This window comes from Mumia sp. zg.B21, assembly GCF_019550855.1.
Taxonomy (GTDB): Bacteria; Actinomycetota; Actinomycetes; order Propionibacteriales; family Nocardioidaceae; genus Mumia.
Map to the genome: position 1 here is coordinate 670446 of NZ_JAHWCJ010000002.1, position 23879 is coordinate 694324.

Consider the following 23879-nt stretch of genomic DNA (forward strand, 5'->3'; position numbering starts at 1 on the left):
CGACGACGCGAAGGCCACTGCGCGGATCCTCGTCGAGGCAGCGGTGCGCGCACCCGGATAAACAGAAGACCGCAGCTCGCTGGGCGAGATCTGCGGTCGTGGGTGGCCAGGGCCGGGGTCGAACCGGCGACCTTCCGCTTTTCAGGCGGACGCTCGTACCAACTGAGCTACCTGGCCGTCTGTCTCCTCGGGGCTCTCGCCTCAAGAAGCAGCCCGGCGTGACCCGGGCGCGCACCACTATACAAGGCGAGGCGCGGTCCGGATCACCCGGTCAGGTCACGCGACAGTGACCACGCTGGCCGCGTCGAGGCGGGGCAGGCGATCGCGGTAGGCGTCCTCGGCGGGATGACCGATGTTGACGATCACGAGCGACCTGAGACCGGTGCCGTCGAAGAACTCCTTGTCGACCCCCGCGGCGTCGAAGCCTGTCATCGGGCCGGCATAGAGGCCGGCGGCGCGCACGCCCACGATGAAGTAGCCGATCTGGAGGCCGGCGCTCAGCCTGGCCATCGACTCCCGCTGGTCGGCGACCGGCTCGAGCGCGTCGCGCATGCCGGGCGCGTGCGGGAAGACCTCGGGAAGGGTCTCGTGGAAGTCGACGTCGGCCGCGAGGATCGCGACCAGAGGCGCGGCGCCGGTCTTGGCTCGGTTGCCCTCCGACATGTGCGGCAGCAGGCGCTGGCGGGCCTCGCCGTCGGTCACCAGAGTGATCCGCAGCGGCTGGCAGTTCATCGCCGTCGGCCCGAACTTCACCAGGTCGTACACGGCGCGGATCTCGTCGACGGTGACGGGTTCGTCGGTGAAGGCGTTGGCAGTGCGGGCCTCGCGGAAGAGGAGGTCCTGCGCGGCTCGGGGCAGCGCGAGCTCGGGGAGGGTCACGGTCATGTGTCGTGAAACGAGTGGCATTTTCAGTTTCATCCTCAAACCAGTGTGGTTCGTGCCACCATCGGCTGAAGCGTGAGGAAGGTCAGATGCCACGACGTCGTACGGAGAGCGTGGGCGCGTCCGCAGGTCGGCCGCTCAGTGGTCAGGTGGCGGTCGTGACCGGCGGTTCGCGCGGTCTCGGGTTCGGGTTCGCCGACGCCCTCGGTCGGGCGGGTGCTCGCGTCGTCGTGGCGTCCCTGCCGGGCAGCGGTGTCCCCGAAGCCGTGAGCCGTCTGGCACAGAGCGGCGTCGAGGCCGTCGGCGTCGAGGCCGACGTCACCGATCTCGCCGCGGTCGAGGGCATCCGCGACCGAGCGCTGGAGTGGGGTGGCCTGGACGTCTGGGTCAACAACGCAGGTGTCTCAGGGATCTACGGTCCGACCCACCTGACGCCGGTCGACGTCTTCGACCGGATCGTCGACGTCAACATCCGTGCGGTCCACCACGGCACCCGGACGGCCGTGACCACGATGCTCGAACAGGGCCGCGGCCACGTGGTCAACGTGTGGGGCAAAGGCTCGACCAAGCCGGTGCCGTGGCAGAACGCCTACGCCACGTCGAAGGCGTGGAACCGTCAGTACACCCGGACGGTGCGCTCGGAGATCGCGGGCGCCGGGGTGCGGGTGCACGGGTTCGACCCCGGTCTGGTGAGGACGGAGATGCTGAGCGAGGTGACCGTCACCCCGGGCATGGAACAGCGAGTCGCCGCACTGCCCTGGGTCGTGGGCCTGTGGGGGCAGGTGCCGGAGCTGGCGGCGGCGCCGATCGTGCCGTTGGTGGTCGGGGACCGCGACGACCACGTCGACCTGACGGTCCCGACGATCCTCGGCCGAGGGCTGCGTTCTGTGCTGCGGGGCAACCTGCGCCGCAGCCGCCGCATGCCGATCACGGTCCGTACGCTCGCGGAATAACGACGAAGGGCCCGAACCTGACGGCTCGGACCCTTCGTGCTGGCGACCCTGACGAGACTCGAACTCGCGACCTCCGCCGTGACAGGGCGGCGCGCTAACCAACTGCGCTACAGGGCCATCTTCAGTTGTCACCGCTCAGCGGTGCGAGCACCACTTTAGCGGACGGTTCGGACGACTCCAAAACCGGGGTCGGACTCCCCGCACGCACCGCCTGAACTCCGAGCGATGGTGCCCCCAACGGGATTCGAACCCGTGCTACCGCCTTGAAAGGGCGACGTCCTAGGCCACTAGACGATGAGGGCGTACGCGCACGACGGCGCGGACGGTTCATCGTACGGGCAGCGTCCTCCGGCCGCCAAAGCCGGTGACGTCGACCTGGGGCCCTCAGGCAGACTGGACCCGTGATCGACATGTCGCCGGACCGCTTCGCCGAGCTCGTCGAGCGGGCGTTCGACGAGCTGCCACCGGACCTCACCGGGCTCCTCGAGAACGTCGTGCTCCTCATCGAGGACGACGCGCCCGACGACGACCCGACCTTGCTCGGCCTCTACGACGGCATCCCGGTCACCGAGCGGACCAGCGCATACGGCGGTGTCCTGCCCGACCGCATCACGATCTACCGGAACCCGACGCTCGCGATCTGCGACACCGAGCAGGACGTCGTCGAGGAGGTCGGCATCACGGTCGCGCACGAGATCGCGCACTACTTCGGGATCGACGACGACCGGCTGCACGAGCTGGGGTACGCGTGAGGATGTTCCGCCGCCGCGGCCGCCGTGGCGCGGCGGGACGGGACGTGCGTGTGATCCGCTGCGACGAGCGCTACACGTCGCGTCGCGACGGCATCACGACACGCCACAGCTTCTCGTACGGAGACCACTACGACGCCGACAACGTCGCGTTCGGACCGCTGCGTGCGGTGAACGAGGAGTGGCTCGAGCCCGGGGCCGGCTACGACAGCCACCGCCACAGCGACGTCGAGATCGTGACCTGGGTCCTGGCCGGCGCCCTCGCCCACGAGGACTCCATGGGTGCCCGCGGCGTGCTGCGACCGGGCGAGGTCCAGCACATCAGCGCTCGTGCCGGGGTCGAGCACACCGAGCGCAACCACTCGACGACCGAGCCGCTGCACTTCCTCCAGATGATGCTCGCCCCGTCCGACGCCGAGCTCGCCGACCCTCGTCCGGGACCGCCGGCGTACCGGCAGTGGGACCTCCAGGGGGCGCGAGGGTATCTCCTCGACGTGCTCTGGGTGCGTGACGGCGTGATGCTGCACGCGGCGCTGCTGGACGCCGGTGACGTCGTCGACCTGCCCGAGGACGGCCTCGTCCACCTGCACGTGACCCGTGGCCGGGTCGAGGCGGCCGGCGAGACGTTGGAGCACGGTGACGTGCTCCGGGCGACGGGCGAGGGGCCGCTGCGTGTGAAGGGGGTCACGCCGTCGGAGATACTGGCGTGGCACCTCCGTCCCAGCACCGACCCAGGAGCAGCGTGATGGCCACCGTCCTCGTACTCAACGGCCCCAACCTCGACCGGCTCGGGACGCGGGAGCCCGCCGTCTACGGCGACCGCACGTACGACGACCTCGTCGCGCTGTGCCACGCGGCGGGGGCCGAGCTCGACCTCACCGTCGACGTACGCCAGACCGCCAGCGAGGCCGAGATGATCGGGTGGTTGCACGACGCTGCCGACGCCGGCCACCCCGTCGTGATCAACGCCGGCGCCTGGACGCACACGTCGGTCGCGATCCGCGACGCGGCGGCGATGCTCACAGCCCCGATGGTCGAGGTGCACATCACGAACGTGCACGCCCGCGAGGAGTTCCGGCACCACTCGTACCTCTCCGCGGTCGCGACGGGCGTCATCGTCGGGCTCGGGTTCGAGGGGTACGTCGCCGCGCTGCGGTTCCTCGCGTAGGCGCACGGCGCCGCCGGTGTCACCGGTCGGACGTTACGGACATTTACGTGGCGACCGTCCGTGGTCGTGCCTAGGGTGATCACCGTGAGCGATCTGGTCGGACAACATGCCCACGACGACGCGGTGCGCAGGCTCAGGGCCTCATACGGCTCCATCCCCGACGGTTCGCCCGTCCGGCTGGCCAAGCGCACGACCAACCTCTTCCGACCTCGTGACGCCTCCGACGCACCCGGGCTCGACGTCAGCGGGCTCGGCGGGGTGATCAGCGTCGACATCGACGCCGCCACGGGAGTCGCAACCGCCGACGTACAGGGCATGTGCACCTACGAGGACCTCGTCGCGGTGACGCTCGCGCGCGGCTTCATGCCGTACGTCGTGCCGCAGCTGCGCACGATCACCCTCGGCGGTGCCGTCACCGGACTCGGGATCGAGGCGACGTCGTTCCGCCACGGACTCCCGCACGAGTCCGTGCTGGAGATGGACGTCTTCACCGGGGCGGGGGAGGTCGTCACGTGCAGCCGCGAGGAGCACAGCGACCTGTTCCTCGCCTTCCCCAACTCCTACGGCACGCTCGGCTACGCCACCCGCATCCGCATCCCGCTGGAGAAGGTCCCGGGCTGGGTCCGGCTCCGGCACCTCCGCTTCGACGACCCGACGTCGGCCGCGGCCGCGATCAGCCGCATCGTCGGCGAGCGCAGCCACGACGGCGTGCGTGTCGACGCGATAGACGGCACCGCGTTCAGCCCTGGCGAGATCTATCTGACGCTGGCCGAGATGACCGACGAGCCGCAGGCGGTCAGCGACTACACCGGGCAGCAGATCTACTACCGCTCGGTGCGTGAGCGCAGCAGCGACGCGCTCACGGCCCACGACTACCTGTGGCGGTGGGACACCGACTGGTTCTGGTGCAGCGGCGCGTTCGGTGCCCAGAACCCGACGCTGCGGCGCCTGTGGCCCCGCAATCGCCGGCGCAGCGACGTCTACCAGAAGATGGTCGGTCTCGACACGCGCTACGGCCTCGCGCACCGGCTCGACCGTCTCAAGCGCAACGGCGTCGAGAAGCGAGAGCGGGTCATCCAGGACATCGAGGTCCCCGTGGACCGGCTGGCGGAGTTCCTCGCGTGGTTCGACGCCGAGGTGGGGATGCGCCCGGTCTGGTTGTGCCCGCTGCGGCTCCGTGAGCCAGACGGCCCGGGCAGCGCGACCCGCTGGCCGCTCTATCCGCTCGAGCCCGGCACGACCTACGTCAACGTCGGGTTCTGGGGCACCGTCGCCGTGCCCGCGGACGCGCCGGCGGGCATGGTCAACCGTCGCGTCGAGGAGAAGGTCCACGCGCTCGGCGGTCACAAGTCGCTCTACTCGGAGGCGTTCTACGACGCCGAGACCTTCGCAGACCTCTACAACGTGCCCCATCTCACCGAGGTGAAGGCGGTGTACGACCCCAAGGACCGGTTGACCGGCCTGTACGAGAAAGCGGTGAAACGTCGATGACCACTCTTGCCAAGTCCTCGATCACACTGGGCGAGGCCGTGGAGCGCCTCGTGCCCGGCGAGCTCTCGTTCCGGTTCGAAGGCTACGACGACAGCAACGCGGGCCCGGCAGACGCGCCGATCACCGTCCGCATCGTCAACGAGCGGGGCCTGTCCTACATCATGAGCGCGCCCGGCGACCTCGGCTTCGCGCGCGCCTACGTCAGCGGTGACCTCGAGCTCGACGGTGTGCACCCGGGTGACCCGTACGACGCCCTGGTCCACCTGCAGAACAAGACGCGCCTGCGGGCACCGTCGGCCGCGGAGACGTTCCGCGTCGTCAAGGCGCTCGGCCTCTCGCACCTGGTCCCGCCGCCGGCGCCGCCCCAGGAGCACCTGCCCCGGTGGCGCCGAGCGGTCGAGGGCCTGCGGCACACCAAGAGCCGCGACGCGGCGGCGATCCACCACCACTACGACGTGTCCAACCGGTTCTACGAGCTGGTGCTCGGCCCGTCGATGACCTACACGTGCGCGGTGTTCCCCAAGCCCGACTCGACGCTCGAGGAGGCTCAGTTCGAGAAGTACGACCTGGTCTGCCGCAAGCTCGACCTCCGGCCGGGCCAGCGTCTGCTCGACATCGGCTGCGGGTGGGGCGGCATGGTGCGCCATGCGGCGAAGCACTACGGCGTGAAGGTCATCGGCGCGACCCTGTCGGAGCAGCAGGCGATCTGGGCGCAGCAGGCCATCGCCCGTGAAGGCCTCTCCGACCTCGCGGAGGTGCGGTTCTCCGACTATCGCGACGTGCCCGAGGGCGGCTTCGACGCGATCAGCTCGATCGGTCTCACCGAGCACATCGGCGTCCACAACTACGCCTCCTACTTCGGCTTCATCCGCGACCACCTCAAGGTCGGCGGGCGGATGCTCAACCACTGCATCACGCGACCGGACAACCGCACACGAGCGACGGCGGGGCAGTTCATCGACCGCTACGTCTTCCCCGACGGCGAGCTGACGGGGTCCGGCCGCATCATCACCGAGGTGCAAGATGCCGGGCTCGAGGTCCAGCACGAGGAGAACCTCCGGCTGCACTACGCGATGACCCTGCGCGAGTGGAACCACAACCTCCGCGACAACTGGGACGAGGCGGTCGCCGAGGTCGGTGTCGCGACCGCCAAGGTGTGGGGTCTCTACATGGCCGGATCCCGGCTCGGGTTCGACCGCAACTCGATCCAGCTGCACCACGTGCTCGCGACCAAGACCTCCCCGACCGGGCAGATCGACTTCCCGCTCCGGCCGACCTGGGGGAGCTGACCGGCACCCACGCCGTACGCAACGACATCGCGACCCCCGATGGTCGCGATGTCGATGCGTGTCAGCCGATCGGGTCATGCAGCGGGCACCACCTCCCGCGTCCGCTCAGGGCGGCGCAGCGAGCCCAGGCGCTTGTCCAGCAGCACGAGCGCCGCAGGGAGCAGGACCAGCCGGACGATCGTGGCGTCGACCAGGATCGCCACCGAGAGCCCGACGCCCATCTGCTTCATCTCCAGCATCGACAGCGTCGCGAACACCGCGAAGACCGACACCATCACGGCCGCCGCACTCGTGACGACGCTCGCGGTCTCGCGCACGCCGTACTCGACGGCGAGCCGTGTCGACAGTCCCCGCCGCATCCCTTCACGGACCCGGCTCATCACGAACACGTGGTAGTCCATCGAGAGTCCGATCAGGACCACGAAGCAGAAGAGCGGCACCCAGTCCACCACGAAGCCCGGTGACGTGAAGTCGAGCAGACCCTCGGCCCACGTGTTCTGGAAGACGAGCGTCATCACGCCGAAGGCAGCGCCCACCGACAACAGGTTGAGCCCCGTCGTGAGCAGTGCGACCGCCCCGCTGCGGAACACGACAGCCATCATCACCAGCGTCAGCAGGAGCACGAACCCGACCACGAGCGGCAAGGCGCCACGCTGGTTGTCCTGGCTGTCCATCGTGGCGGCCACGTCACCCCCGAGCGCCCACTCCACCCGGCCGAGGTCGTCGAAGGCTGCGGGACCGGCCGTGTCGCGGAGCTCAGAGACCGCGTCCTCGTTCGCCTGCTCTCCGTCGGCCCCGGCGGCGGTCAGTCGGAGGACCGAGGTCCGTCCGTCCGCGGACACCGCCACCGGCTCGGCGTCCGAGGCGAGCCCCTCCGCCTGGGCGCGAGTCGCGAGATCGTCGAGTGCCCGGCCGACCTCCGTGGCGTCCGCGTCGGAGCGCGCGACGATCTCGACGGAGGGGCGCTCCGCCGGGAAGTGCTCCTGCACCGTCTGGAACGTCGCCACGGCCGGCAGGTCCTGCGGCAGGGTGTCGATCGTCCCCTCGTGCAGCTTCATCCCCAGCGCCGGCGCGGACAGCGCGAGCAGCAGACCGACCGAGACCAGCAGGGAGGTCTTGGGGCGGGCGAGGACGGGACGGATGAGGCGCTTGCTGATCCCGCCTTCGCCGATACGGCGGTTCAGCCGCCACAGCAGGGGGATCCGTGGCCGGTCGACCCACCGGCCGAGCTTGGCCAGCAACGCCGGCAGGACCGTCACCGAGCCGACCATCGCGACAGCCACCACGAGGATGGCCCCGACCGCGAGTCCAGCGAAGACGGTGTCACGGGTCAGGAAGAGACCCGACATCGCGACGATCACCGCGACTCCGGCAACCACGACGGCACGACCCGAGGTCACAGCAGCGATCTCGATCGCGTCGATCGTGCCCGCACCCTTGCGACGCTCCTCACGCTCGCGCTTGAGGTAGAACAACGAGTAGTCCACGCCGACCGCCATCCCGATCATGAGGATCACGCTGGCGACGGTCCCCGAGTCGGGGATCAGGGCGGAGGCTACGGCGTACAGGCCCATCGCGGTCAGCACGCACGAGAACGCGAGTGCCACGGGGATCAGGGCAGCGGTCAGGGCGCCGAAGGCCACGATCATGATCAGCAGCGTGATCGGGAGGCTGCGTGCCTCGCCCGACCCGAGATCCTCGCCGACGCGCTCGTCGACCTGGGTGCCGATCGACTCCCCACCGGTCTGGGCGATGTCGAGCCCGGGGTTGGCTTCCGCGACCTCGGCGGTGGAGGCCTGCAACGACTCCACCGTCGCGTCGAGGTCGTCGACACCCTTCTCCAACGTCAGCGGCACGAGCATCGCGGAGCGGTCCTCGGACCACGTCGGTGGCCCGACGGCGTCGACGTGCGCGACGCCCTCGGCGCCGGCGCGCAGCGACTCGTACGCCTGATCGGCGGCCGTACGCTCCAGCGCCCCGCTCTCGGCGGTGACCAGGACGACCTCGCCCGGGGCGCTCTCCAGGTTCGCGTCGCGGATCATCTCCGCCGCGCGCCCCGACTCGCCGACGCCGTAGTCGTCGTCGGACATGCTCTGCGTCGGCACGACGGCCATCAGCGCCATCGCGCCGACGACCAGCGTCAACCAGAGGGTGAGCGCGCGCCACGGGTGGGTCGCGCTCCAACGGGCGACCCGCACGACCGGCGAGCGGCGTGTGGGGCTGCTTGCTCGCCTGTGCGGAAGAGGTGCGGTGGTCGTCATGATGGCCTCTCGGATCGTCCGGATCGTTCGTCGACGACGATTCCGCCTCGCGTGCTCCCGATCACGGGTGCGAGACCCCGGACCGTGGTGGTGCTAGGTCCACTGTCTGCGGCGCCCCTCTGACCGACAGTGGGAGCATGGCCACGACAGCGGACCCAGGAGTCATGATGAGCTTGCCCACGGGTGCACCCGAGTCGTACGCCGGATCGCGGCGCACGTCACGGTTCGCGCTGACCGGGCTCGCCCTCGTCTACCTGGTGCTCGGGATCCCGACGCTGATCACGCTGATCGTGGTCACGGTCGCGATCCCGCTCGGCGTGCTGGGCATCGGGCTCGCGGCGCTCGCCGCGTTCGTACCGTTCCTGCGACAGCTCGCCAACGTGCACCGCTACTTCGCGACCCAGGTCCTCCGGACCTCGGTGCTCAGCCCGTACCACCAGCGCGAGTCGCACGGCGTCAACGTCGTCGTGAAGGACTGGGCGCGAGACCCCGCGCGATGGCGTGACCTCGGCTGGTCGTACGCCTCGGTGACGGTGGGATGGGTCCTCTCGTGGGTCCCGGTGGTGCTGCTGCTGGGTGTGGTGTGGTTCCTGATCTTCCCCTTCATCTACGCGGTGACTCCCGCTGGCGTCTTCGACATGGACTGGCGTCTCGTGCAGGTCCACGACGTGGCGTCGTCCTTCGCGATGTGGGTGCCCGCTGCGCTGTGCGTCCTGGCCTGGTGGTTCGTCACGCCGCCGGTGAGCCGCCTGCGTGCGCGGATGGACCTCGCGCTTCTGTCGCCGACGCGCGCCGAGCTCGAGAAGAGGCTGGCCGAGGTGTCGGCGTCTCGTACGGAGACGATCGACCACTCCGCTGCCGAGCTGCGGCGCATCGAGCGCGACCTGCACGACGGTGCACAGGCGCGGCTGGTGTCGCTCGGGATGAGCCTGGGGCTGGCCGAGCAGCTGATGCGTACCGACCCGGAGGCGGCTTCCCGGCTGATCGAGGAGGCGCGGCTGACCACGACGTCGGCTCTCGGTGACCTGCGCTCGGTCGTCCGCGGGATCCACCCGCCGGTGCTGGCCGACCGCGGGCTCGTCGGAGCGGCGCAGGCGCTGATGCTCGATCTGGCGGTCCCGACGTCGTTCTCCGCGGTGGTGCCCGGAAGGGCGCCCGAGCCGGTGGAGTCGGCGATGTACTTCGCGATCGCCGAGGCGCTCGCCAACGTCGTCAAGCACTCCGGTGCCACCGCGGCTTCGGTGGACCTGGCGCACGACGGCGAGCGGCTGCGGACGGTCGTGGCCGACAACGGCCGAGGCGGTGCTGACCCGGCCGGCGGCACGGGGCTTGACGGAATCGCTCGCCGTTTGGCCGCCTTCGACGGCACCATGGTGGTCGAGAGCCCCGCCGGGGGACCCACCGTCGTCACCATGGAGCTGCCGTGCGCGTTGTCATCGCCGAAGACCTCGCCCTCCTCAGGGACGGCCTGACGCGCCTGCTCGAGGCCAACGACTTCACGGTCGTCGCCGCGGTCGACAACGCCCCGTCGCTGGCGAAGGCGCTGCGCGAGGTCGACGTGGACGTCGCGGTCGTGGACGTACGGATGCCTCCGACGTTCACCGACGAGGGGCTGCGGACGGCGATCGAGGCGCGCGCGGCGCGGCCGGGGCTGCCGGTGCTCGTGCTGTCGCAGTACGTCGAGCAGCTGTACGCGCGTGAGCTCCTGTCGTCGGGCGAGGGGGCCGTGGGTTATCTGCTGAAGGACCGGATCGCCGATGTCGATCGGTTCGTCGACGCCGTCCATCAGGTGGCCGGCGGCGGCACGGTGCTCGACCCGGAGGTCGTGTCGACCCTGCTGTCCAAGGCCGCCGCCAACCGGCCGGTGGACCGTCTGACCGACCGGGAGCGCGAGGTGCTGGGCCTGATGGCGGAGGGCCGCTCCAACGCGGCGATCGCGGCGCGCCTGTTCGTGACCGAGAAGGCGATCGCGAAGCACACCAACAGCATCTTCGCCAAGCTCGACCTCCCGGTCTCCGCCGACGACAACCGCCGCATCCTCGCCGTCCTCGCCTACCTGCAGGACTGACCGACCCCTCGGGCGGCCGCGGGTCACTCCCTGGCGCTCCCGGGTCACTCCCTGGCGCTCGCGGGTCACTGTCTGGCGCTCGCGGGTCACCATGGAGCCATGACTGGTGACACGCGAGCATGGTGGCTCGTCCCACTCCGTGTACGCGGGACTGAGCGGCTGGAGGTCTGGTTCGAGGACCAGGCCAGTCGCGGTTGGGTCGCCGAGCACCTCGGATTCTTGAGCGCCGTACGCCTGGTGCTGCACCATCGCGTGGATCCGCCGCGCTACCGCTATGTCATCGACCCCCGTCGCTTCCCCGACGTGGTCGAAGACGACCTGCTCCGTGCGGCTGGCTGGGAGGAGGTCGGGACCCTGGGTGGCAAGGATGTCTGGCGTGCTCCGTACGAAGGTGCGCGGCCCGACCTGCTCGGACACTGACCCGCGGGCGCAAGATAGTGACCCGCGGGCGCAAGAGGGTGACCCGCGGGCGCAAGAGGGTGACCCGCGAGCGCAAGAGAGTGACCCGTGGGCGGGTCAGGCGAGGTCGACGACCACGGGGGCGTGGTCGGACGCGCCCTTGCCCTTGCGCTCCTGCCGATCGATCGACGCGCCGGTGACCCGAGCCGCGAGCGCCGGGGAGCACAGGGCGAAGTCGATCCGCATGCCTTCGCGTCGGGGGAAGCGCAGCTGGGTGTAGTCCCAGTAGGTGTAGACGCCAGGCCCGGGCGTGTGCGGGCGGACGACGTCGGAGTAGCCCGCGTCCTCGATCGCGGCGAACGCCTCTCGCTCGAGCTTGGAGACGTGCGTGCTGCCCTCGAACTTGGCCATGTCCCACACGTCGTCGTCGTGGGGGGCGATGTTCCAGTCGCCGGTCAGGGCGATCTGCGCCTGCGGATCGTCCGCGAGCCAGCCGGCGGCGTCGTCGCGGAGCTGGCGGAGCCACTCGAGCTTGTAGACGTAGTGGGGATCATCGAGCTTGCGACCGTTGGGCACATAGAGCGACCACACGCGTACGCCGCCGCAGACCGCGGAGATCGCACGCGCCTCGGCGGCAGCGGGGTCACCCCACGTCGGCATGTCGGCGAAGCCGGTCTGCACGTCCTCGAGGCCGACGCGCGAGATGATCGCGACGCCGTTCCACTGCGACAGGCCGTGGTGCGCGACCTCGTAGCCGGCCGCCAGCAGCGGCAGCTCGGGGAACTGGTCGTCACGGCACTTGGTCTCCTGGATCGCCAGCACGTCCACGTCGCTGCGCTCGAGCCACGCAGTGACGCGGTCGATGCGCGAACGGATGGAGTTGACGTTCCACGTGGCGATCCGCATGAGGACGACCGTACCCGGCGGCGAGGACAGGCCGACGGCGGAGCCCCGCTCTGCATGCGTACGGATATGAGACCCTGTCGTTCGATTTGTCGTGGTCGGAACGTAGTATTTTGCGGAGGTACGGCACAGAGCGGGAGGATTTTCGGTGAGGGAACTGGCTGAGGGGTCGATGACCGCGCGGACCCTGAAGGTCCTCATCGTGGACGAACGCCCCCAGACCTCCACCGCCCACGAGGAGATGCTCCGCCGCGTGGTGCAGGAGCTCGAGCGGATCGACGTACGGACCGAGTTCGCGCCGAGCCCCGACGACGCCGTCCTCCGCATCGCCTCTGATGCCTCGCTCTGCGCGGTGATCGCCGACGCCGGCGGTGACTCCGACCAGCACGAGGCCCACGTCGACCCCGACCACCTGACCTCGTTCCTGGCCGGGGTCCGGGCACGCAACAGCGACCTTCCCGTGTTCGTGATGACAGGGACCCGCGGCGCCGACTCGCTCGACACCGCCGTCCTGCGCGAGGTCGACCAGCTGATCTATCTCCTCGACGACACCCCCTCGTGGATCGCCGGGCGCATCCGCAACGCCGCCGAGCGCTACCGGCAGGACGTCCTTCCTCCGATGTTCGGTGCGCTCGTCGCGTTCTCGCGCAAGCACGAGTACTCCTGGCACACCCCGGGGCACGAGGGCGGCGCCGCGTTCCTCCGCTCGCCCGCGGGCCGGGCGTTCTGGGAGTTCTTCGGCGAGCAGACGTTCCGTTCCGACCTCTCGGTGTCCGTCCACGAGCTGGGGTCGCTGCTCCACCACACCGGTCCGATCGGCGAGGCCGAGCGCCGGGCCGCCACGATCTTCGGCGCGGACATGACCTACTTCGTCACCAACGGCACCTCCACCTCCAACCGGGTCCTGCACCAGGCGTCGGTCGTGGCTGGCGACGTGATGGTCCTCGACCGCAACGCGCACAAGTCGATCGAGCAGGCCGCGACGCTCACCCACGGCGTGCCGGTCTATCTCACGACCACCCGCAACCACCTCGGCATCATCGGGCCCGTTCCGCCGAGCGAGCTCACCCGCGAGGCGGTCGCCGCCAAGCTGGCGGAGTCGCCCTTGGTCGCGGACGCGTCGGTGCGGCCGGCGATCGCGATGATCACCAACTCGACGTACGACGGCCTGCTCTACCACGTGCCGACCGTCGAGCAGACGCTCGGCGAGCACATCGACCGGCTCCACTTCGACGAGGCGTGGTACGGCTACGCGGCGTTCCACCCGATCTATGCCGAGCGCTTCGCGATGCACACCGGGGAGCGTGCCGCGGACGCGCCGACGACCTTCGCAACGCAGTCCACGCACAAGCTCCTGGCCGCACTGTCGCAGGCGTCGTACCTGCACGTCCGCAACGGCCGCAACCCGGTGGACCACGACCTCTTCAACGAGGCCTACATGATGCACGCCTCCACGTCGCCGCTGTACGCGATCATCGCGTCGAACGACGTGTCCGCAGCGATGATGTCGGGTCGTGGCGGCCCGTTGCTGACCGGGATCTCGATCCAGGAGGCGGTCTCGTTCCGGCGTACGCTCGCGCGCGTCGCCGCCGAGACGCCGGAGGACGACTGGGCGCTGGTGCCGTGGCAGCCCGAGACGGTGACGTTGTCGGACGGGTCGAAGGTCCGCTTCGAGGACGCCGACGAGGAGTGGCTGTGCGGATCGGCGGAGCCGTGGCTGCTGCGTGCGGGCGAGGACTGGCACGGCTTCGACCTCCCCGACCGCTACGCGATGCTCGACCCGATCAAGGTCACCGTGGTGACGCCCGGTGTCCGACCCGACGGGACCATGGCGGACTTCGGGGTCCCGGCGCCGATCCTGGCGGCCTACCTCGAGCAGCAGGCGTCGATCGTGGTCGAGAAGACCCAGTCCTACTCGATCCTCCTGCTGTTCTCGATCGGAGTGACGCGCGGCAAGTGGGGCTCCCTCGTCACGACGCTGATGTCCTTCAAACGGGATCTCGACGCGAACCGGCCGCTGGAGCAGGTGCTGCCCGCGACGTACGCCCAGGACCCGCGCCGCTACGCCGGCATGGGATTGAGCGACCTGGCCAGGGAGCAGCACGCCACGATCGTCCAGACGGGGATGCTGTCGGTGCAGTCCGAGGCCTTCGGCACCCACCCGGATCCGGTGATGACGCCCGCGCAGGCGTACGCCCACGTGGTCCGCGGGACGGTGGACGCCGTCCCGCTCGACCAGCTGGCCGGACGGACGCTGGCCATCGGGCTCGTCCCGTACCCGCCCGGGATCCCGTTGGTGATGCCGGGTGAGTCTGCGGGCCACGACGACAGTCCGTTCCTCGCGTACCTGCGCGCGCTGGAGGAGTTCGACCGCCGCTTCCCCGGGTTCGAGCACGAGACGCACGGGATCGAGATCGTCGACGGACGGTACGTCGCTCGCTGCGTCCGCGCGTCCTGACCGTCGGCCGATGTCCCTGCCGCCCACTAGCGTGGGTGCATGACACTGAACCTGGCCATGATCACCGTCGACACGACCGATGCCCTCGCCCTCGGAGGCTGGTGGGCAGAGCAGCTCGGGGGAGAGATCGAAGCCGACAACGACGGCTCGTTCGTGGTCGTGGCGGCGCCCGGCAACCCCTCCCGGCTCGGCTTCCAGAAGGTCGAGCGCCCGACACCCGGCCAGAACAAGCTTCACCTCGACCTGGTCGCCGACGATGTCGACGCCGAGGTGGCGCGACTGGAGGCCGCCGGTGCGGAGAAGGTCGACACCCACACGATGGGTGACTTCGGCTGGGTGACGATGGCCGATCCGGACGGCAACTACTTCGACGTCGCGCGCTCGGAGGGCTGACGACTCGCCTCAGCCCTTGGCCGCGGGCTAGTCCTCGGAGAGGCGCTCGTCGACGAGCCGCTCGTCGGGCTCCTTGTCACCGGTGCGATACACGGCTCGGCCGAGCATGTGCGCGGCGACGGGGGCGGTGAGCAGCTGGAAGGCCGCGACGAGGACGAGCAGGCCGAGGTCGCTCCAGTGCTCCATCCGCAGCGCGATGCCGATCAGGATGAGGAGCAGGCCGAGCACCTGCGGCTTGGTGGCGGCGTGCATCCGGCTGAACAGGTTGTTGAAGCGGATGATGCCGATCGCGGCGATGAGTGCCATGAAGGCGCCGACGAGCAGGCAGAACGCCGAGGCAATGTCGCGGATCAGATCGAGGTTCATCGCGACACCGGCATCCCTCCGGCGAAACCGCCGCCGCTTCCGCCGCCGGTGCCGTCCGAACGCTCGGAGTCGTCAGATTCGTCGGGCTCGTCGCCGGTGGCGAATCGCGCGATGCTCACGGAGCCGACCATGCCGACGAGCGAGAGAACGACCAGGATCGGCAGCGTGTCGGTGTGACGGTTGTAGGCAGCCTCCACGCCGAGCCCTCCGACGAGGACGGCCACGAGCACGTCGATCGCGACCGCACGGTTGGGCATCGACGGCCCGAGTGCGGCGCGGACGACGCAGAGCAGCGCGGCGAGCCCGAGCATGCCGCCGGCGATCCAGGCGACCACGGTCATCCACGTCATGTCGGCTCAGCTCCGTTAGTCGTGGCACGGCGAATGTGGGCGGGCAGAGCCGGCGGCGGCTGCTCGATGCGGGCGATGTCCTCGGCGCTGCCCAGCGCCCGGACGACACGCTCCTCCTCGGCCCACACCCGCTGGCGTGCGGCCTCGACGTCGTCGAGGCTCAGGGTCTCGAGGACGTGGATCTGGATCGTCCAGTCCTCGCGGGCGATCTCGATGAGAAGGCTTCCGGGGACCAGCGACACGATCTCGGACGTGAGCATGAGCGCGAGCTCGCTGCGGGTACGCATCGGCACGACGAGGACGGAGTTGACCGGTTGGTGGCCGAACCGCAGCACGACCCTCGCGACCTGGATGCTCGACAGCACGAGATCTCGGAAGAACGCATAGATCAGCACGGCGAGACGCCAGGGATGCACCCGGCCGGCGAAGTCGATGGGCGGCAGCGGGAACACCCGGATGATCGCCACGGAGATCGCGAGCCCGGCGAGGATGTTGCCGACGCTGAACTCGCCCCACAGCAGGACCCAGACGAGGGTCAACCACGAGATGACCGGCCACTCGAGCGCCATCCGGGCCTGCCGACGACGGGAGGTGTCAGGACTCACGGCGTCACCGCCGCCGCGTCGTCGGGGGTGCTGCCGTCGTCGAGGACCGTCTGGATGTACGGCGTCCGGTCCCGCAGCTCGGAGGCCGCGCGCTCGGTGATCCCGAAGAGTGGTCCGGCGACCAGCGTCAGCGCCGTCCCGAGTGCGACGAGCGTCAGGGTGGGCGCGACCATGGCGCGCGGGAGGGAGCGTACGGAGGTGACGGTGACGGTGTCACCCCACGGCTCGCCCGACTTCGTGCCCGTGCTGGGAACCCACTCGCCGACGTCGTCGGGCTCCTCGGCGCGGGGTCGCCAGAAGGCGCGGTTCCAGGTCTTGGCGATCGCGTACAGCGTGAGCAGGCTCGTCACGATGGACGCGGCGACCACCAGGTAGGCCAGCCAGCCGGCGCGGTCGACGCCTGCCTGCACGAGTGCGACCTTGCCGAGGAACCCGGAGAACGGCGGTATCCCCGAGAGGTTCATCGCGGGCAGGAAGAACATCAGCGCGAGCACCGGCGCCGCCTTGGCCAGCCCGCCGAGATGCTCGAGGGACGTCGAGCCTCCGCGGATCTCGATGAGACCGGTGACGAGGAAGAGCGTCGTCTGGATGGTGATGTGGTGGACGATGTAGAAGATCGCGCCGGCGAGCCCGAGGTCGGAGGCGATCGCGACTCCGAACACCATGTAGCCGATGTGGCTGACCAAGGTGAACGAGAGCATACGTTTGATGTCGGACTGGGCGATCGCGCCGAGGATGCCGATCAGCATCGTGAGCAGGGCCGCCCACAGCAGCAGGTCCGACAGCGGGCTGTCAGGGAAGAGCAGCGTCTGCACGCGCATGATCGCGTACACGCCCACCTTGGTCAGCAGGCCGGCGAACACCGCCGTGACGGGAGCGGGAGCGGTCGGGTAGGAGTCGGGAAGCCACGCCGACAGCGGGAAGACCGCCGCCTTGATCGCGAACGCCGTGAGCAGCATCAGCTGCAGCACGATCCGCACACCCTCCGGGACCTGCTGGAGCTTGACGGCGAGGTCGGCCATGTTGACGGTGCCCGTCGCCGCGTAGACCCCGGCGATGGCGATGAGGAAGAGCATCGACGACAGCACGGACACGACGACGTACGTGGTCCCGGCGCGCACTCGTGGACCCGTGCCCCCGAGCGTGATGAGCACGTAGCTGGCCGCCAGCAGCACCTCGAAGCCGACGTAGAGGTTGAAGAGGTCGCCGGAGAGGAACGCGTTGGAGACCCCTGCGACGAGGACCAGGTAGGTGGGGTAGAAGACGGAGAGCGGGGTTTCGCGCCCGAACTCGATGATGCCCTGACCGACGGAGTACGCGAGGACCGACAGCGTCACGATCGCCGAGACGAGCAGGAGCAGCGCCGACAACCGGTCCGCGACGAGGACGATGCCCATCCGTGCCGGCCAGCCCCCGACGTACACGACCTGCGGGCCGTCACGGTCGGCCGCCCACAGCAGCGTCGCGGCGATCACGACGATCGCCGAGAGGACGACGAAGCTGATCACCCGCTGCGCGCGGGCGTTCTGGCCGAGGGCGAGGCAGAGGCCGGCGCCGAAGAGCGCCAGCACGACGGGCAGCGGGATGAGGAAGGACATCGCGGAGTCGGCGGTCATCGCTGCGCCCCCTCGGTGTCGGCGCCTTCCTCGTCCGGGTCACCGGTGCCTTCCTCGTACGACTGCGACGCCTCGTCGAGGTCGGCCAACCGCATGATGAGGCGGTCCTCCACGTCGTCCTGCACCTCGTCGTGGCCCTCGAGCTGCCACGACCTGTAGGCCATCGCGAGCAGGAATGCCGCCACTCCGAGCGTGATCACGATCGCCGTCAGCACCATGGCCTGCGGGAGCGGGTCGCTCATCGGAGAGGGGTCGCTCTCGTCGACGATCGGGGCCCGCCCGGGCGCCCCGGAGGCGACGATGAAGATCAGGTTGACGGCGTTGCCGACGAGCAGCGTGCCGACGACGATCCGGGTGAGGCTCCGCTCGAGGAGCAGGGTGACACCGCACGCGAAGGTCACTCCGATGACCACGATGAGGACGATGTTGACGGTCATCGGACACCTCCCGTCATCGGAGCGGTCTCGTTGTCGGCGTACGAACCGGGCAGCTCGGGGAGGTCGTCCTCCGCGTCCGCGTCGACGCCGCCGCCGAGGCTGCGCAGGACGTCGAGCATCAGACCGAACACGACGAGGTAGACGCCGATGTCGAAGAAGAGGGACGTCACCAGCTTGATGTCGCCGATCGCGAAGACGTGGAACTTGACGATCGCGCTCTGGAGCACCTGGCCACCGAAGAGGAGGGGAGCGAGCGCGGCGGCGGTCGCGGTCGAGAGTCCGAGCCCGAGGACGCGTCCGGCGTCGACGGGCGCCGCCTCGTCGAGCTCGAAGCGGCCGCCGGCGAGGTAGCGGACCATCAGCGCCAGCCCGGCCATGAGTCCACCGGCGAACCCACCACCAGGGCCGTTGTGGCCGGCGAACACGAGCCAGATCGAGAACAGGATGATCGTGTGGAACACCAGCCGGGTGACGATCTCGAAGATGACCGAGCGGCGCTCGTCCGACAGGGTCTTGCCGGCGCGCAGCCACCGTCCGGTGGACTCGTCCGACGGCAGCGGGTTGGCGGGGCTCTGTGCGCCACCGCGACCGGTGATGAGGAAGATCAGCGACGCTACGCCGGTCGCGGCGACCACGAGGACCGACAGCTCGCCCATCGTGTCCCAGGCGCGGATGTCGACGAGGGTGACGTTGACGATGTTCTTGCCGCCTCCGTAGGTCACCGCCTCCTCCGGGAACGTCACCGAGACCGGTTCGCCGACCCGCACTCCCGCCGCCGCGAGCGCGATCGCGGAGGCGAAGATCCCGGAGAGAGCGCCGATGCTGACACGCAGCCAGCGCGCGCGTGTGAAGGGACGGTCGGAGAAGTACGGCGCCATCCGCCGCAGCACCAGGACGAACACCACGAGCGTGACCGTCTCGACGAGCACCTGCGTCAGAGCGAGGTCCGGGGCGCCGTGCAGAAGGAAGAGCATCGCCGTGCAGTAGCCGGAGACCCCGGCGAGGAGGACCGCCTTGAGCCGACGGCGAGACCGGACCGTGAGCACCGCTGCCGTGGCCATCAGGACCGCGGCGACCGCCTGGGCCGCGGAGTCGAACCAGACGAGATCGTCGGTCCAGGTGCGGTTGAGGAGGAGCTGGCTCCCAGGCACGAGAAGCACGATCACCAGGATGGAGCCCAGGTAGAACGGCAGCGAGCCTCGCTGCGTACGGCCCGTGACCTCGACCGCCAGCCGGTCGGTGCCGCGCATGACGGCCTCGTACGCGCGTTCGGCCGACGGCATCCAGGCCGCGCGGGGGACGACGCTGGTGCGCTGCTGCCACACGAAGAGCGCGATACCTCCGAGCACGGCGACTGCCGAGAGCCCGAGCGCGGGGTTGAGGCCGTGCCACAGTGCGAGCTCGGCGTGGTGCTCGCCGGCGGGAAAGAGGTGGTCGTAGCCCGACCAGAGCTCGGTGAGGCGGTGTCCGAAGAACGCGAGGACGACGGAGGCGACGGCCAGCAGGGCGGTCGGCGCCGCGAAGCCCACTGGGACGCGTACGAGGTCGGCCGGCCGGTCCACGCCCGGCTTGTCGCCGAAGACGCCCCAGACGAACCGCAGGGAGTAGGCCATCGTCAGGAGGGAGCCGCCGACGAGTCCGGCGAGCACGACCGAGCCGGCGAACGGCCCGATGCCGGTGCCGTCCCCGGTCGCGACCACGTCGACGAACGCCGCGTAGATCGACTCCTTGGCGACGAAGCCGAGCATGGGCGGAATGCCCGCCATCGATGCCGCAGCGATCACGGTGAAGCCGAAGAGCCACGGCATCGCCGAGCGCAGCTGAGAGAGCTTGCGCAGGTCGCGGGTGTGCGCGGAGTGGTCGACGATGCCGACGACCATGAACAACGCTGCCTTGAAGAGGGCGTGGGCGACGACCATCGCGATTCCGGCGAGCGCCGCGGCGCGGGTGCCGAGTCCGACGACGGCGACCAGGAAGCCCAGCTGACTGACGGTGCCGTAGGCGAGGAGCAGCTTGACGTCGTGCTGCCCGAGCGCCCGGACACCGCCGACGATCATCGTCAGCACGCCGAGGGCGAGAAGGGTCGGCCGCCACAACGACGTGTCGGCGAAGGTCGGTGCCATCACGGCCACCAGGAAGACGCCGGCCTTGACCATCGCGGCCGCGTGCAGATAGGCGCTCACCGGGGTGGGGGCCGCCATCGCGCCGGGGAGCCAGAAGTGGAACGGGATGAGCGCGGACTTGCTGAGGGCGCCGGCGAGAACGAGCCCGATTGCGGTCGTCGTGGCTGCTCCCGAGGGAGCGAGCGTCATGATCTCGTCGATGCGGTAGGAGTCGGCGCTCTGGCCGAGCATGATGAAGCCGACGAGCATCGCCAGGCCGCCGAAGGTCGTGACCAGCAACGCGGTCATCGCGGCACGCCGGTTGGCCACGCGCTCGGGGTTGTGCCCGATGAGGATGTAGGAGAAGACGGTCGTGAGCTCCCAGAACACGTAGAGGAGCAGGACGTCCCGGGAGAGCACCAGGCCGAGCATCGAGCCGGCGAAGGCGGTGAACGCGCCGGAGAACCGCCACAGCGCCGGGTCGTACGCCTTGAAGTACCACGTGCAGTAGACGAGGACGAGCGCGCCGATGCCGGTGACCAGCAGGGCGAGGGTCCAGCTGAGGGTGTCGAGGCGCAGGGCGATCTCGAGCCCCATCGTCGGAACCCACTCGTAGGTCTCGGTGAGCGTCGTCGGGTCGGGTCCGGTGACCTCGGGGGCCTGGAAGAGGAGCCAGACGAACGTCCCCCCGGGCGCGAGGGCGAGAACCGGGAAGGCGTAGCGGTCCATCCTCTGGACGAGGGCAGGCGCCAACGCCGCGGCGACCAGGTGGACCAGGAGAACGACGAGCATCAGGACGAGATCAGCTCGCCGCGTTCTTCTTGACGACGCGGTTGTAGACCATGAGCGTCAGGACGGCGCCGATGATCGACCCGATCCACCCGGCGGGGCCGAAGCCCTTGTCGCGGTCCCAGAGAGGGATGAGCCCGAGGATGACGCCGAACACGACGGAACCGACCACGCCGAGCAGGAGCGTCTGGAGGAGAGACATGGAGTCTTTGCCGGGGACGATGGCCCGGGCCAGGAAGCCTGCGACCAGGCCGATCACCAAGAACCCGATGATGCTCACGATGAATCCCATCCGACCCGCCTCCTTTCGCCTCGGGGCCAATTCTAAGGGTCGGTCCCAGGTCCCGGCTCGGCGCGCCGCTCACAGAGATCTCACAGCGGCTCACCAGGCACGCCCAAGAGAGTCGGGTCACACTCGGGAGGGATGACCCCAGACGAGACCCCGGCGCGGCTCCTCGTCGTCGATGACGACGAGAGCATCCTGGACCTGCTCGCCTCCAGCCTGCGGTTCGCCGGCTTCACGGTGGACACCGCGACCGACGGCCAGAAGGCGCTCGAGATGGTGGCCGCCGACCCGACGATCGACCTCGTGGTGCTCGACGTGATGATGCCGCACGTCGACGGTTTCGAGGTCATCAGGCGGCTGCGGGCCGACCGGCGCGACGTCCCGGTGATCTTCCTCACCGCACGGGACACGCCCGCTGACCGCGTCAACGGCCTGACCGCAGGCGGCGACGACTACCTCGCCAAGCCGTTCAGCCTCGACGAGCTCGTGGCGCGGGTCCGCGCGGTGCTGCGCCGTACGCGCCGTCGGCAGACGCCGGACTCCCTGCTCCGGATGGCCGACCTCGAGATGGACACCGACAGCCACGAGGTCCGCAAGGGTGGGGAGCTCGTCGAGCTGTCCCCGACCGAGTTCAAGCTGCTGCGCTACCTGCTCATGAACCCGGGGCGTGTGCTCAGCAAGCAGCAGATCCTCGACCACGTCTGGAACTACGACTTCGGTGGTGACGGCAACGTGGTCGAGACCTACATCTCGTACCTGCGACGCAAGCTCGACACCACCGAGCCCCATCTGATCCACACGGTCCGCGGGGTGGGGTACGTCCTGCGGCGCCCGAGATGACGGCCGTCTCGGCCCGCGAGCGCCGCGCGCGTAACCCGTTCCGCTGGCGCGACCAGCCTCTGCGCGTCCAGCTCGTCGCCGTGGTGGTCGTGATGGTGCTGCTGGCACTGGCGCTCAGCGCGCTCGCGACGAACCTGGTGCTCGAGCGCTCCCTCACCGACCGCGTCGACCAACAGCTGACGAGCGAGGCGCGGCGGATGAGCGATGTCCGCGACCCCGGCGGACGGCCACCTCAGGGCGGCGTCGAACGGAACCTCCCGTCGCAGTTCTTCGTGGCTCGGTGGGACGCCGACGGAACGGTGACGGTCCTGGCCGACCCGCGTCTCGACACCGACGACTATCCGGACCTCGCCGATCCCGGTGACGTGACGACCGGTGAGCCCACGACGGTCGGGTCGCGGGGGAGCAAGGACCGGTGGCGGGTGCTGTACGAGGACACCGACGACGGCGGCTACGTGGCCGTGGCGATGGGGCTGGACGAGGTCACGGCGACGTTGAGGGAGCTGCGTTGGATCGAGGCCGCGATCGCAGGGGTCGTGCTCCTCGCGCTCGCCGTCGTCAGCTCGTGGGTCGTACGCCGCAGCCTGAGGCCGCTCGCCGAGGTCGAGGCGACCGCGCAGGCCATCGCCGCGGGAGACCTGGCCGCCCGGGTCGACACGGGACTCGACCCACGCACCGAGGTGGGCGCTCTTTCGGCGTCGCTGGACACCATGCTGGGCCACATCGAGGCAGCCGTACGCAGCCGCGAGGAGGAGGCACGGCGGGCCGAGGAGTCCGAGCGACGCATGCGACGCTTCGTCGCCGATGCGAGCCACGAGCTGCGGACGCCGCTCACCTCGATCCGCGGGTTCGCCGAGCTGTACGGCCAGGGCGCGGCGGCCGACCAGGCCACGACCGACCGGTTCATGAGCCGGATCCGTCAGGAGGCGGACCGGATGGGCGTGCTCGTCGAGGACCTGCTGCTGCTGGCGAGGCTCGACCAGGAACGGCCGTTGCGGCACGACCCGGTCGACCTGCGCGAGCTGGTGCGCGACGCGGCCGTCGACGCCCGGGCCGTGCAGCCCGACCGGGCCGTCGCCGGTCCCGCTCCCGGCCCGCCGGTGGTGGTCGAGGGCGACGAGGCCAGGCTCCGTCAGGTCGTCGGCAACCTCGTCAGCAACGTGCTCGTCCACACGCCTCCCGAGGCCGGCCTCCGCCTGGGCGCGGCGGTGGACGGTGACGACGGCGTCGTCACGGTGTCCGACGACGGGCCCGGACTGACCGCCGACCAGGCGGCGCACGTCTTCGACCGCTTCTACCGTGCCGACGAGACGCGCAGTCGCGCAGCCGGCGGCTCAGGGCTCGGCCTCGCCATCGTCTCCGCCCTGGTCGCGGGGCACGGCGGAACGGTCAGCCTCGACACCGCGCCGGGCGAGGGCGCGACGTTCACCGTCCGCATCCCGCTCGCTGGCTGAGCGCTCGTCCGCTCAGCGTT

Annotated in this window: 23 protein-coding genes and 3 tRNA genes; 13 read left to right on the forward strand and 13 right to left on the reverse strand. The window is 69.9% G+C overall.

The window, feature by feature from the left end:
• Positions 1-103: 103 nt before the first annotated feature.
• Positions 104-177: transfer RNA gene (locus tag KV100_RS11985), tRNA-Phe, on the reverse strand.
• A 99-nt stretch (positions 178-276) separates the two neighbouring features.
• Positions 277-885: a malonic semialdehyde reductase gene (locus KV100_RS11990; protein WP_220343276.1), complete on the reverse strand. Its 609-nt coding sequence runs from the start codon at positions 883-885 to the stop codon at positions 277-279.
• An 86-nt stretch (positions 886-971) separates the two neighbouring features.
• Between KV100_RS11990 and KV100_RS11995 the strand changes: the two genes are divergently transcribed.
• Positions 972-1835, forward strand: a complete 864-nt coding sequence (locus tag KV100_RS11995) for an SDR family NAD(P)-dependent oxidoreductase (protein WP_220343277.1) — start codon at positions 972-974, stop codon at positions 1833-1835.
• 40 nt (positions 1836-1875) lie between these two features.
• Here KV100_RS11995 and KV100_RS12000 read toward each other — a convergent pair.
• Together KV100_RS12000 and KV100_RS12005 are read right to left on the reverse strand one after the other, a co-directional pair.
• Positions 1876-1952: transfer RNA gene (locus KV100_RS12000), tRNA-Asp, on the reverse strand.
• A 109-nt stretch (positions 1953-2061) separates the two neighbouring features.
• Positions 2062-2137: transfer RNA gene (locus tag KV100_RS12005), tRNA-Glu, on the reverse strand.
• A gap of 108 nt (positions 2138-2245) precedes the next feature.
• On the opposite strand from KV100_RS12005, the gene KV100_RS12010 reads away from it, so the two are divergent.
• From KV100_RS12010 to KV100_RS12030, 5 genes are all read left to right on the forward strand, one after another.
• The gene (locus KV100_RS12010; RefSeq protein WP_255559746.1) at positions 2246-2587 is read left to right on the forward strand and encodes a metallopeptidase family protein; all 342 of its coding nucleotides are present in this window, start codon (positions 2246-2248) and stop codon (positions 2585-2587) included.
• A 2-nt stretch (positions 2588-2589) separates the two neighbouring features.
• Positions 2590-3330 carry a pirin family protein gene (locus KV100_RS12015; RefSeq protein WP_220343279.1) on the forward strand — a complete coding sequence of 247 codons (741 nt, stop codon included), beginning with the start codon at positions 2590-2592 and terminating at the stop codon, positions 3328-3330.
• Positions 3330-3752 (forward strand): type II 3-dehydroquinate dehydratase, encoded by a 423-nt coding sequence (gene aroQ / locus KV100_RS12020; protein ID WP_255559660.1) that lies wholly within the window; start codon positions 3330-3332, stop codon positions 3750-3752. Before KV100_RS12015 ends, aroQ begins: the two co-directional genes overlap by 1 nt.
• A gap of 84 nt (positions 3753-3836) precedes the next feature.
• Entirely contained in the window at positions 3837-5243 is a 1407-nt protein-coding gene (locus KV100_RS12025) for an FAD-binding oxidoreductase (protein WP_308290280.1), read from the forward strand.
• Positions 5240-6532, forward strand: a complete 1293-nt coding sequence (locus KV100_RS12030) for a cyclopropane-fatty-acyl-phospholipid synthase family protein (protein WP_220343281.1) — start codon at positions 5240-5242, stop codon at positions 6530-6532. Before KV100_RS12025 ends, KV100_RS12030 begins: the two co-directional genes overlap by 4 nt.
• A 74-nt stretch (positions 6533-6606) precedes the next feature.
• Here KV100_RS12030 and KV100_RS12035 read toward each other — a convergent pair whose 3' ends face one another.
• A complete protein-coding gene (locus tag KV100_RS12035) occupies positions 6607-8793 on the reverse strand; it encodes an MMPL family transporter (protein ID WP_220343282.1) in 2187 nt (728 codons plus the stop codon).
• Between the two features lie 167 nt (positions 8794-8960).
• On the opposite strand from KV100_RS12035, the gene KV100_RS12040 reads away from it, so the two are divergent.
• The 3 genes from KV100_RS12040 to KV100_RS12050 all read left to right on the forward strand — a co-directional run bounded on the left by KV100_RS12040 (position 8961) and on the right by KV100_RS12050 (position 11281).
• Positions 8961-10265, forward strand: a complete 1305-nt coding sequence (locus tag KV100_RS12040; protein ID WP_220343283.1) for a sensor histidine kinase — start codon at positions 8961-8963, stop codon at positions 10263-10265.
• Positions 10217-10861, forward strand: a complete 645-nt coding sequence (locus tag KV100_RS12045; RefSeq protein ID WP_220343284.1) for a response regulator transcription factor — start codon at positions 10217-10219, stop codon at positions 10859-10861. Before KV100_RS12040 ends, KV100_RS12045 begins: the two co-directional genes overlap by 49 nt.
• Positions 10862-10960: 99 nt before the next feature.
• Entirely contained in the window at positions 10961-11281 is a 321-nt protein-coding gene (locus KV100_RS12050) for a DUF2812 domain-containing protein (protein WP_220343285.1), read from the forward strand.
• A gap of 96 nt (positions 11282-11377) precedes the next feature.
• On the opposite strand, the gene KV100_RS12055 is transcribed toward KV100_RS12050, so the two are convergent.
• The gene (locus KV100_RS12055; RefSeq protein WP_220343286.1) at positions 11378-12166 is read right to left on the reverse strand and encodes an exodeoxyribonuclease III; all 789 of its coding nucleotides are present in this window, start codon (positions 12164-12166) and stop codon (positions 11378-11380) included.
• 145 nt (positions 12167-12311) lie between these two features.
• Between KV100_RS12055 and KV100_RS12060 the strand changes: the two genes are divergently transcribed.
• Complete coding sequence (locus tag KV100_RS12060; RefSeq protein ID WP_220343287.1) at positions 12312-14621, forward strand: Orn/Lys/Arg decarboxylase N-terminal domain-containing protein; 2310 nt, start codon at positions 12312-12314, stop codon at positions 14619-14621.
• Positions 14622-14660: 39 nt separating this feature from the next.
• On the forward strand, positions 14661-15014 hold the full coding sequence (locus KV100_RS12065; RefSeq protein WP_220343288.1) for a VOC family protein: 354 nt from the start codon (positions 14661-14663) through the stop codon (positions 15012-15014).
• A 27-nt stretch (positions 15015-15041) separates the two neighbouring features.
• Here the strand turns inward: KV100_RS12065 and mnhG are convergent, their stop codons facing one another.
• The 7 genes from mnhG to KV100_RS12100 are packed head-to-tail and all read right to left on the reverse strand — an operon-like array spanning position 15042 to position 21571.
• The gene (mnhG, locus tag KV100_RS12070) at positions 15042-15380 is read right to left on the reverse strand and encodes a monovalent cation/H(+) antiporter subunit G (RefSeq protein ID WP_220343289.1); all 339 of its coding nucleotides are present in this window, start codon (positions 15378-15380) and stop codon (positions 15042-15044) included.
• Complete coding sequence (locus KV100_RS12075) at positions 15377-15730, reverse strand: monovalent cation/H+ antiporter complex subunit F (RefSeq protein WP_220343290.1); 354 nt, start codon at positions 15728-15730, stop codon at positions 15377-15379. Before KV100_RS12075 ends, mnhG begins: the two co-directional genes overlap by 4 nt.
• Positions 15727-16335, reverse strand: a complete 609-nt coding sequence (locus KV100_RS12080; protein WP_220343291.1) for a Na+/H+ antiporter subunit E — start codon at positions 16333-16335, stop codon at positions 15727-15729. Before KV100_RS12080 ends, KV100_RS12075 begins: the two co-directional genes overlap by 4 nt.
• Positions 16332-17951 (reverse strand): Na+/H+ antiporter subunit D, encoded by a 1620-nt coding sequence (locus KV100_RS12085; RefSeq protein ID WP_255560593.1) that lies wholly within the window; start codon positions 17949-17951, stop codon positions 16332-16334. Before KV100_RS12085 ends, KV100_RS12080 begins: the two co-directional genes overlap by 4 nt.
• A complete protein-coding gene (locus KV100_RS12090; RefSeq protein WP_220343292.1) occupies positions 17948-18388 on the reverse strand; it encodes a Na(+)/H(+) antiporter subunit C in 441 nt (146 codons plus the stop codon). Before KV100_RS12090 ends, KV100_RS12085 begins: the two co-directional genes overlap by 4 nt.
• Positions 18385-21282 (reverse strand): Na+/H+ antiporter subunit A, encoded by a 2898-nt coding sequence (locus KV100_RS12095; protein ID WP_220343293.1) that lies wholly within the window; start codon positions 21280-21282, stop codon positions 18385-18387. Before KV100_RS12095 ends, KV100_RS12090 begins: the two co-directional genes overlap by 4 nt.
• A 10-nt stretch (positions 21283-21292) precedes the next feature.
• Entirely contained in the window at positions 21293-21571 is a 279-nt protein-coding gene (locus tag KV100_RS12100; protein ID WP_220343294.1) for a GlsB/YeaQ/YmgE family stress response membrane protein, read from the reverse strand.
• Between the two features lie 132 nt (positions 21572-21703).
• Between KV100_RS12100 and KV100_RS12105 the strand changes: the two genes are divergently transcribed.
• Entirely contained in the window at positions 21704-22405 is a 702-nt protein-coding gene (locus KV100_RS12105) for a response regulator transcription factor (protein WP_220343295.1), read from the forward strand.
• Positions 22402-23859 (forward strand): HAMP domain-containing sensor histidine kinase, encoded by a 1458-nt coding sequence (locus KV100_RS12110; protein ID WP_220343296.1) that lies wholly within the window; start codon positions 22402-22404, stop codon positions 23857-23859. Before KV100_RS12105 ends, KV100_RS12110 begins: the two co-directional genes overlap by 4 nt.
• Positions 23860-23879: the final 20 nt, after the last annotated feature.

Coding starts and splice junctions, on each gene's coding strand:
- KV100_RS11990 (WP_220343276.1), bottom strand. CDS start 885: ATGACCGTGACCCTCCCCGAGCTCGCGCTGCCCCGAGCCGCGCAGGAC.
- KV100_RS11995 (WP_220343277.1), top strand. CDS start 972: ATGCCACGACGTCGTACGGAGAGCGTGGGCGCGTCCGCAGGTCGGCCG.
- KV100_RS12010 (WP_255559746.1), top strand. CDS start 2,246: ATGTCGCCGGACCGCTTCGCCGAGCTCGTCGAGCGGGCGTTCGACGAG.
- KV100_RS12015 (WP_220343279.1), top strand. CDS start 2,590: ATGTTCCGCCGCCGCGGCCGCCGTGGCGCGGCGGGACGGGACGTGCGT.
- aroQ (WP_255559660.1), top strand. CDS start 3,330: ATGGCCACCGTCCTCGTACTCAACGGCCCCAACCTCGACCGGCTCGGG.
- KV100_RS12030 (WP_220343281.1), top strand. CDS start 5,240: ATGACCACTCTTGCCAAGTCCTCGATCACACTGGGCGAGGCCGTGGAG.
- KV100_RS12035 (WP_220343282.1), bottom strand. CDS start 8,793: ATGACGACCACCGCACCTCTTCCGCACAGGCGAGCAAGCAGCCCCACA.
- KV100_RS12040 (WP_220343283.1), top strand. CDS start 8,961: ATGAGCTTGCCCACGGGTGCACCCGAGTCGTACGCCGGATCGCGGCGC.
- KV100_RS12050 (WP_220343285.1), top strand. CDS start 10,961: ATGACTGGTGACACGCGAGCATGGTGGCTCGTCCCACTCCGTGTACGC.
- KV100_RS12055 (WP_220343286.1), bottom strand. CDS start 12,166: ATGCGGATCGCCACGTGGAACGTCAACTCCATCCGTTCGCGCATCGAC.
- KV100_RS12065 (WP_220343288.1), top strand. CDS start 14,661: ATGACACTGAACCTGGCCATGATCACCGTCGACACGACCGATGCCCTC.
- mnhG (WP_220343289.1), bottom strand. CDS start 15,380: ATGAACCTCGATCTGATCCGCGACATTGCCTCGGCGTTCTGCCTGCTC.
- KV100_RS12075 (WP_220343290.1), bottom strand. CDS start 15,730: ATGACGTGGATGACCGTGGTCGCCTGGATCGCCGGCGGCATGCTCGGG.
- KV100_RS12085 (WP_255560593.1), bottom strand. CDS start 17,951: ATGACCGCCGACTCCGCGATGTCCTTCCTCATCCCGCTGCCCGTCGTG.
- KV100_RS12090 (WP_220343292.1), bottom strand. CDS start 18,388: ATGACCGTCAACATCGTCCTCATCGTGGTCATCGGAGTGACCTTCGCG.
- KV100_RS12095 (WP_220343293.1), bottom strand. CDS start 21,282: ATGCTCGTCGTTCTCCTGGTCCACCTGGTCGCCGCGGCGTTGGCGCCT.
- KV100_RS12100 (WP_220343294.1), bottom strand. CDS start 21,571: ATGGGATTCATCGTGAGCATCATCGGGTTCTTGGTGATCGGCCTGGTC.
- KV100_RS12105 (WP_220343295.1), top strand. CDS start 21,704: ATGACCCCAGACGAGACCCCGGCGCGGCTCCTCGTCGTCGATGACGAC.
- KV100_RS12110 (WP_220343296.1), top strand. CDS start 22,402: ATGACGGCCGTCTCGGCCCGCGAGCGCCGCGCGCGTAACCCGTTCCGC.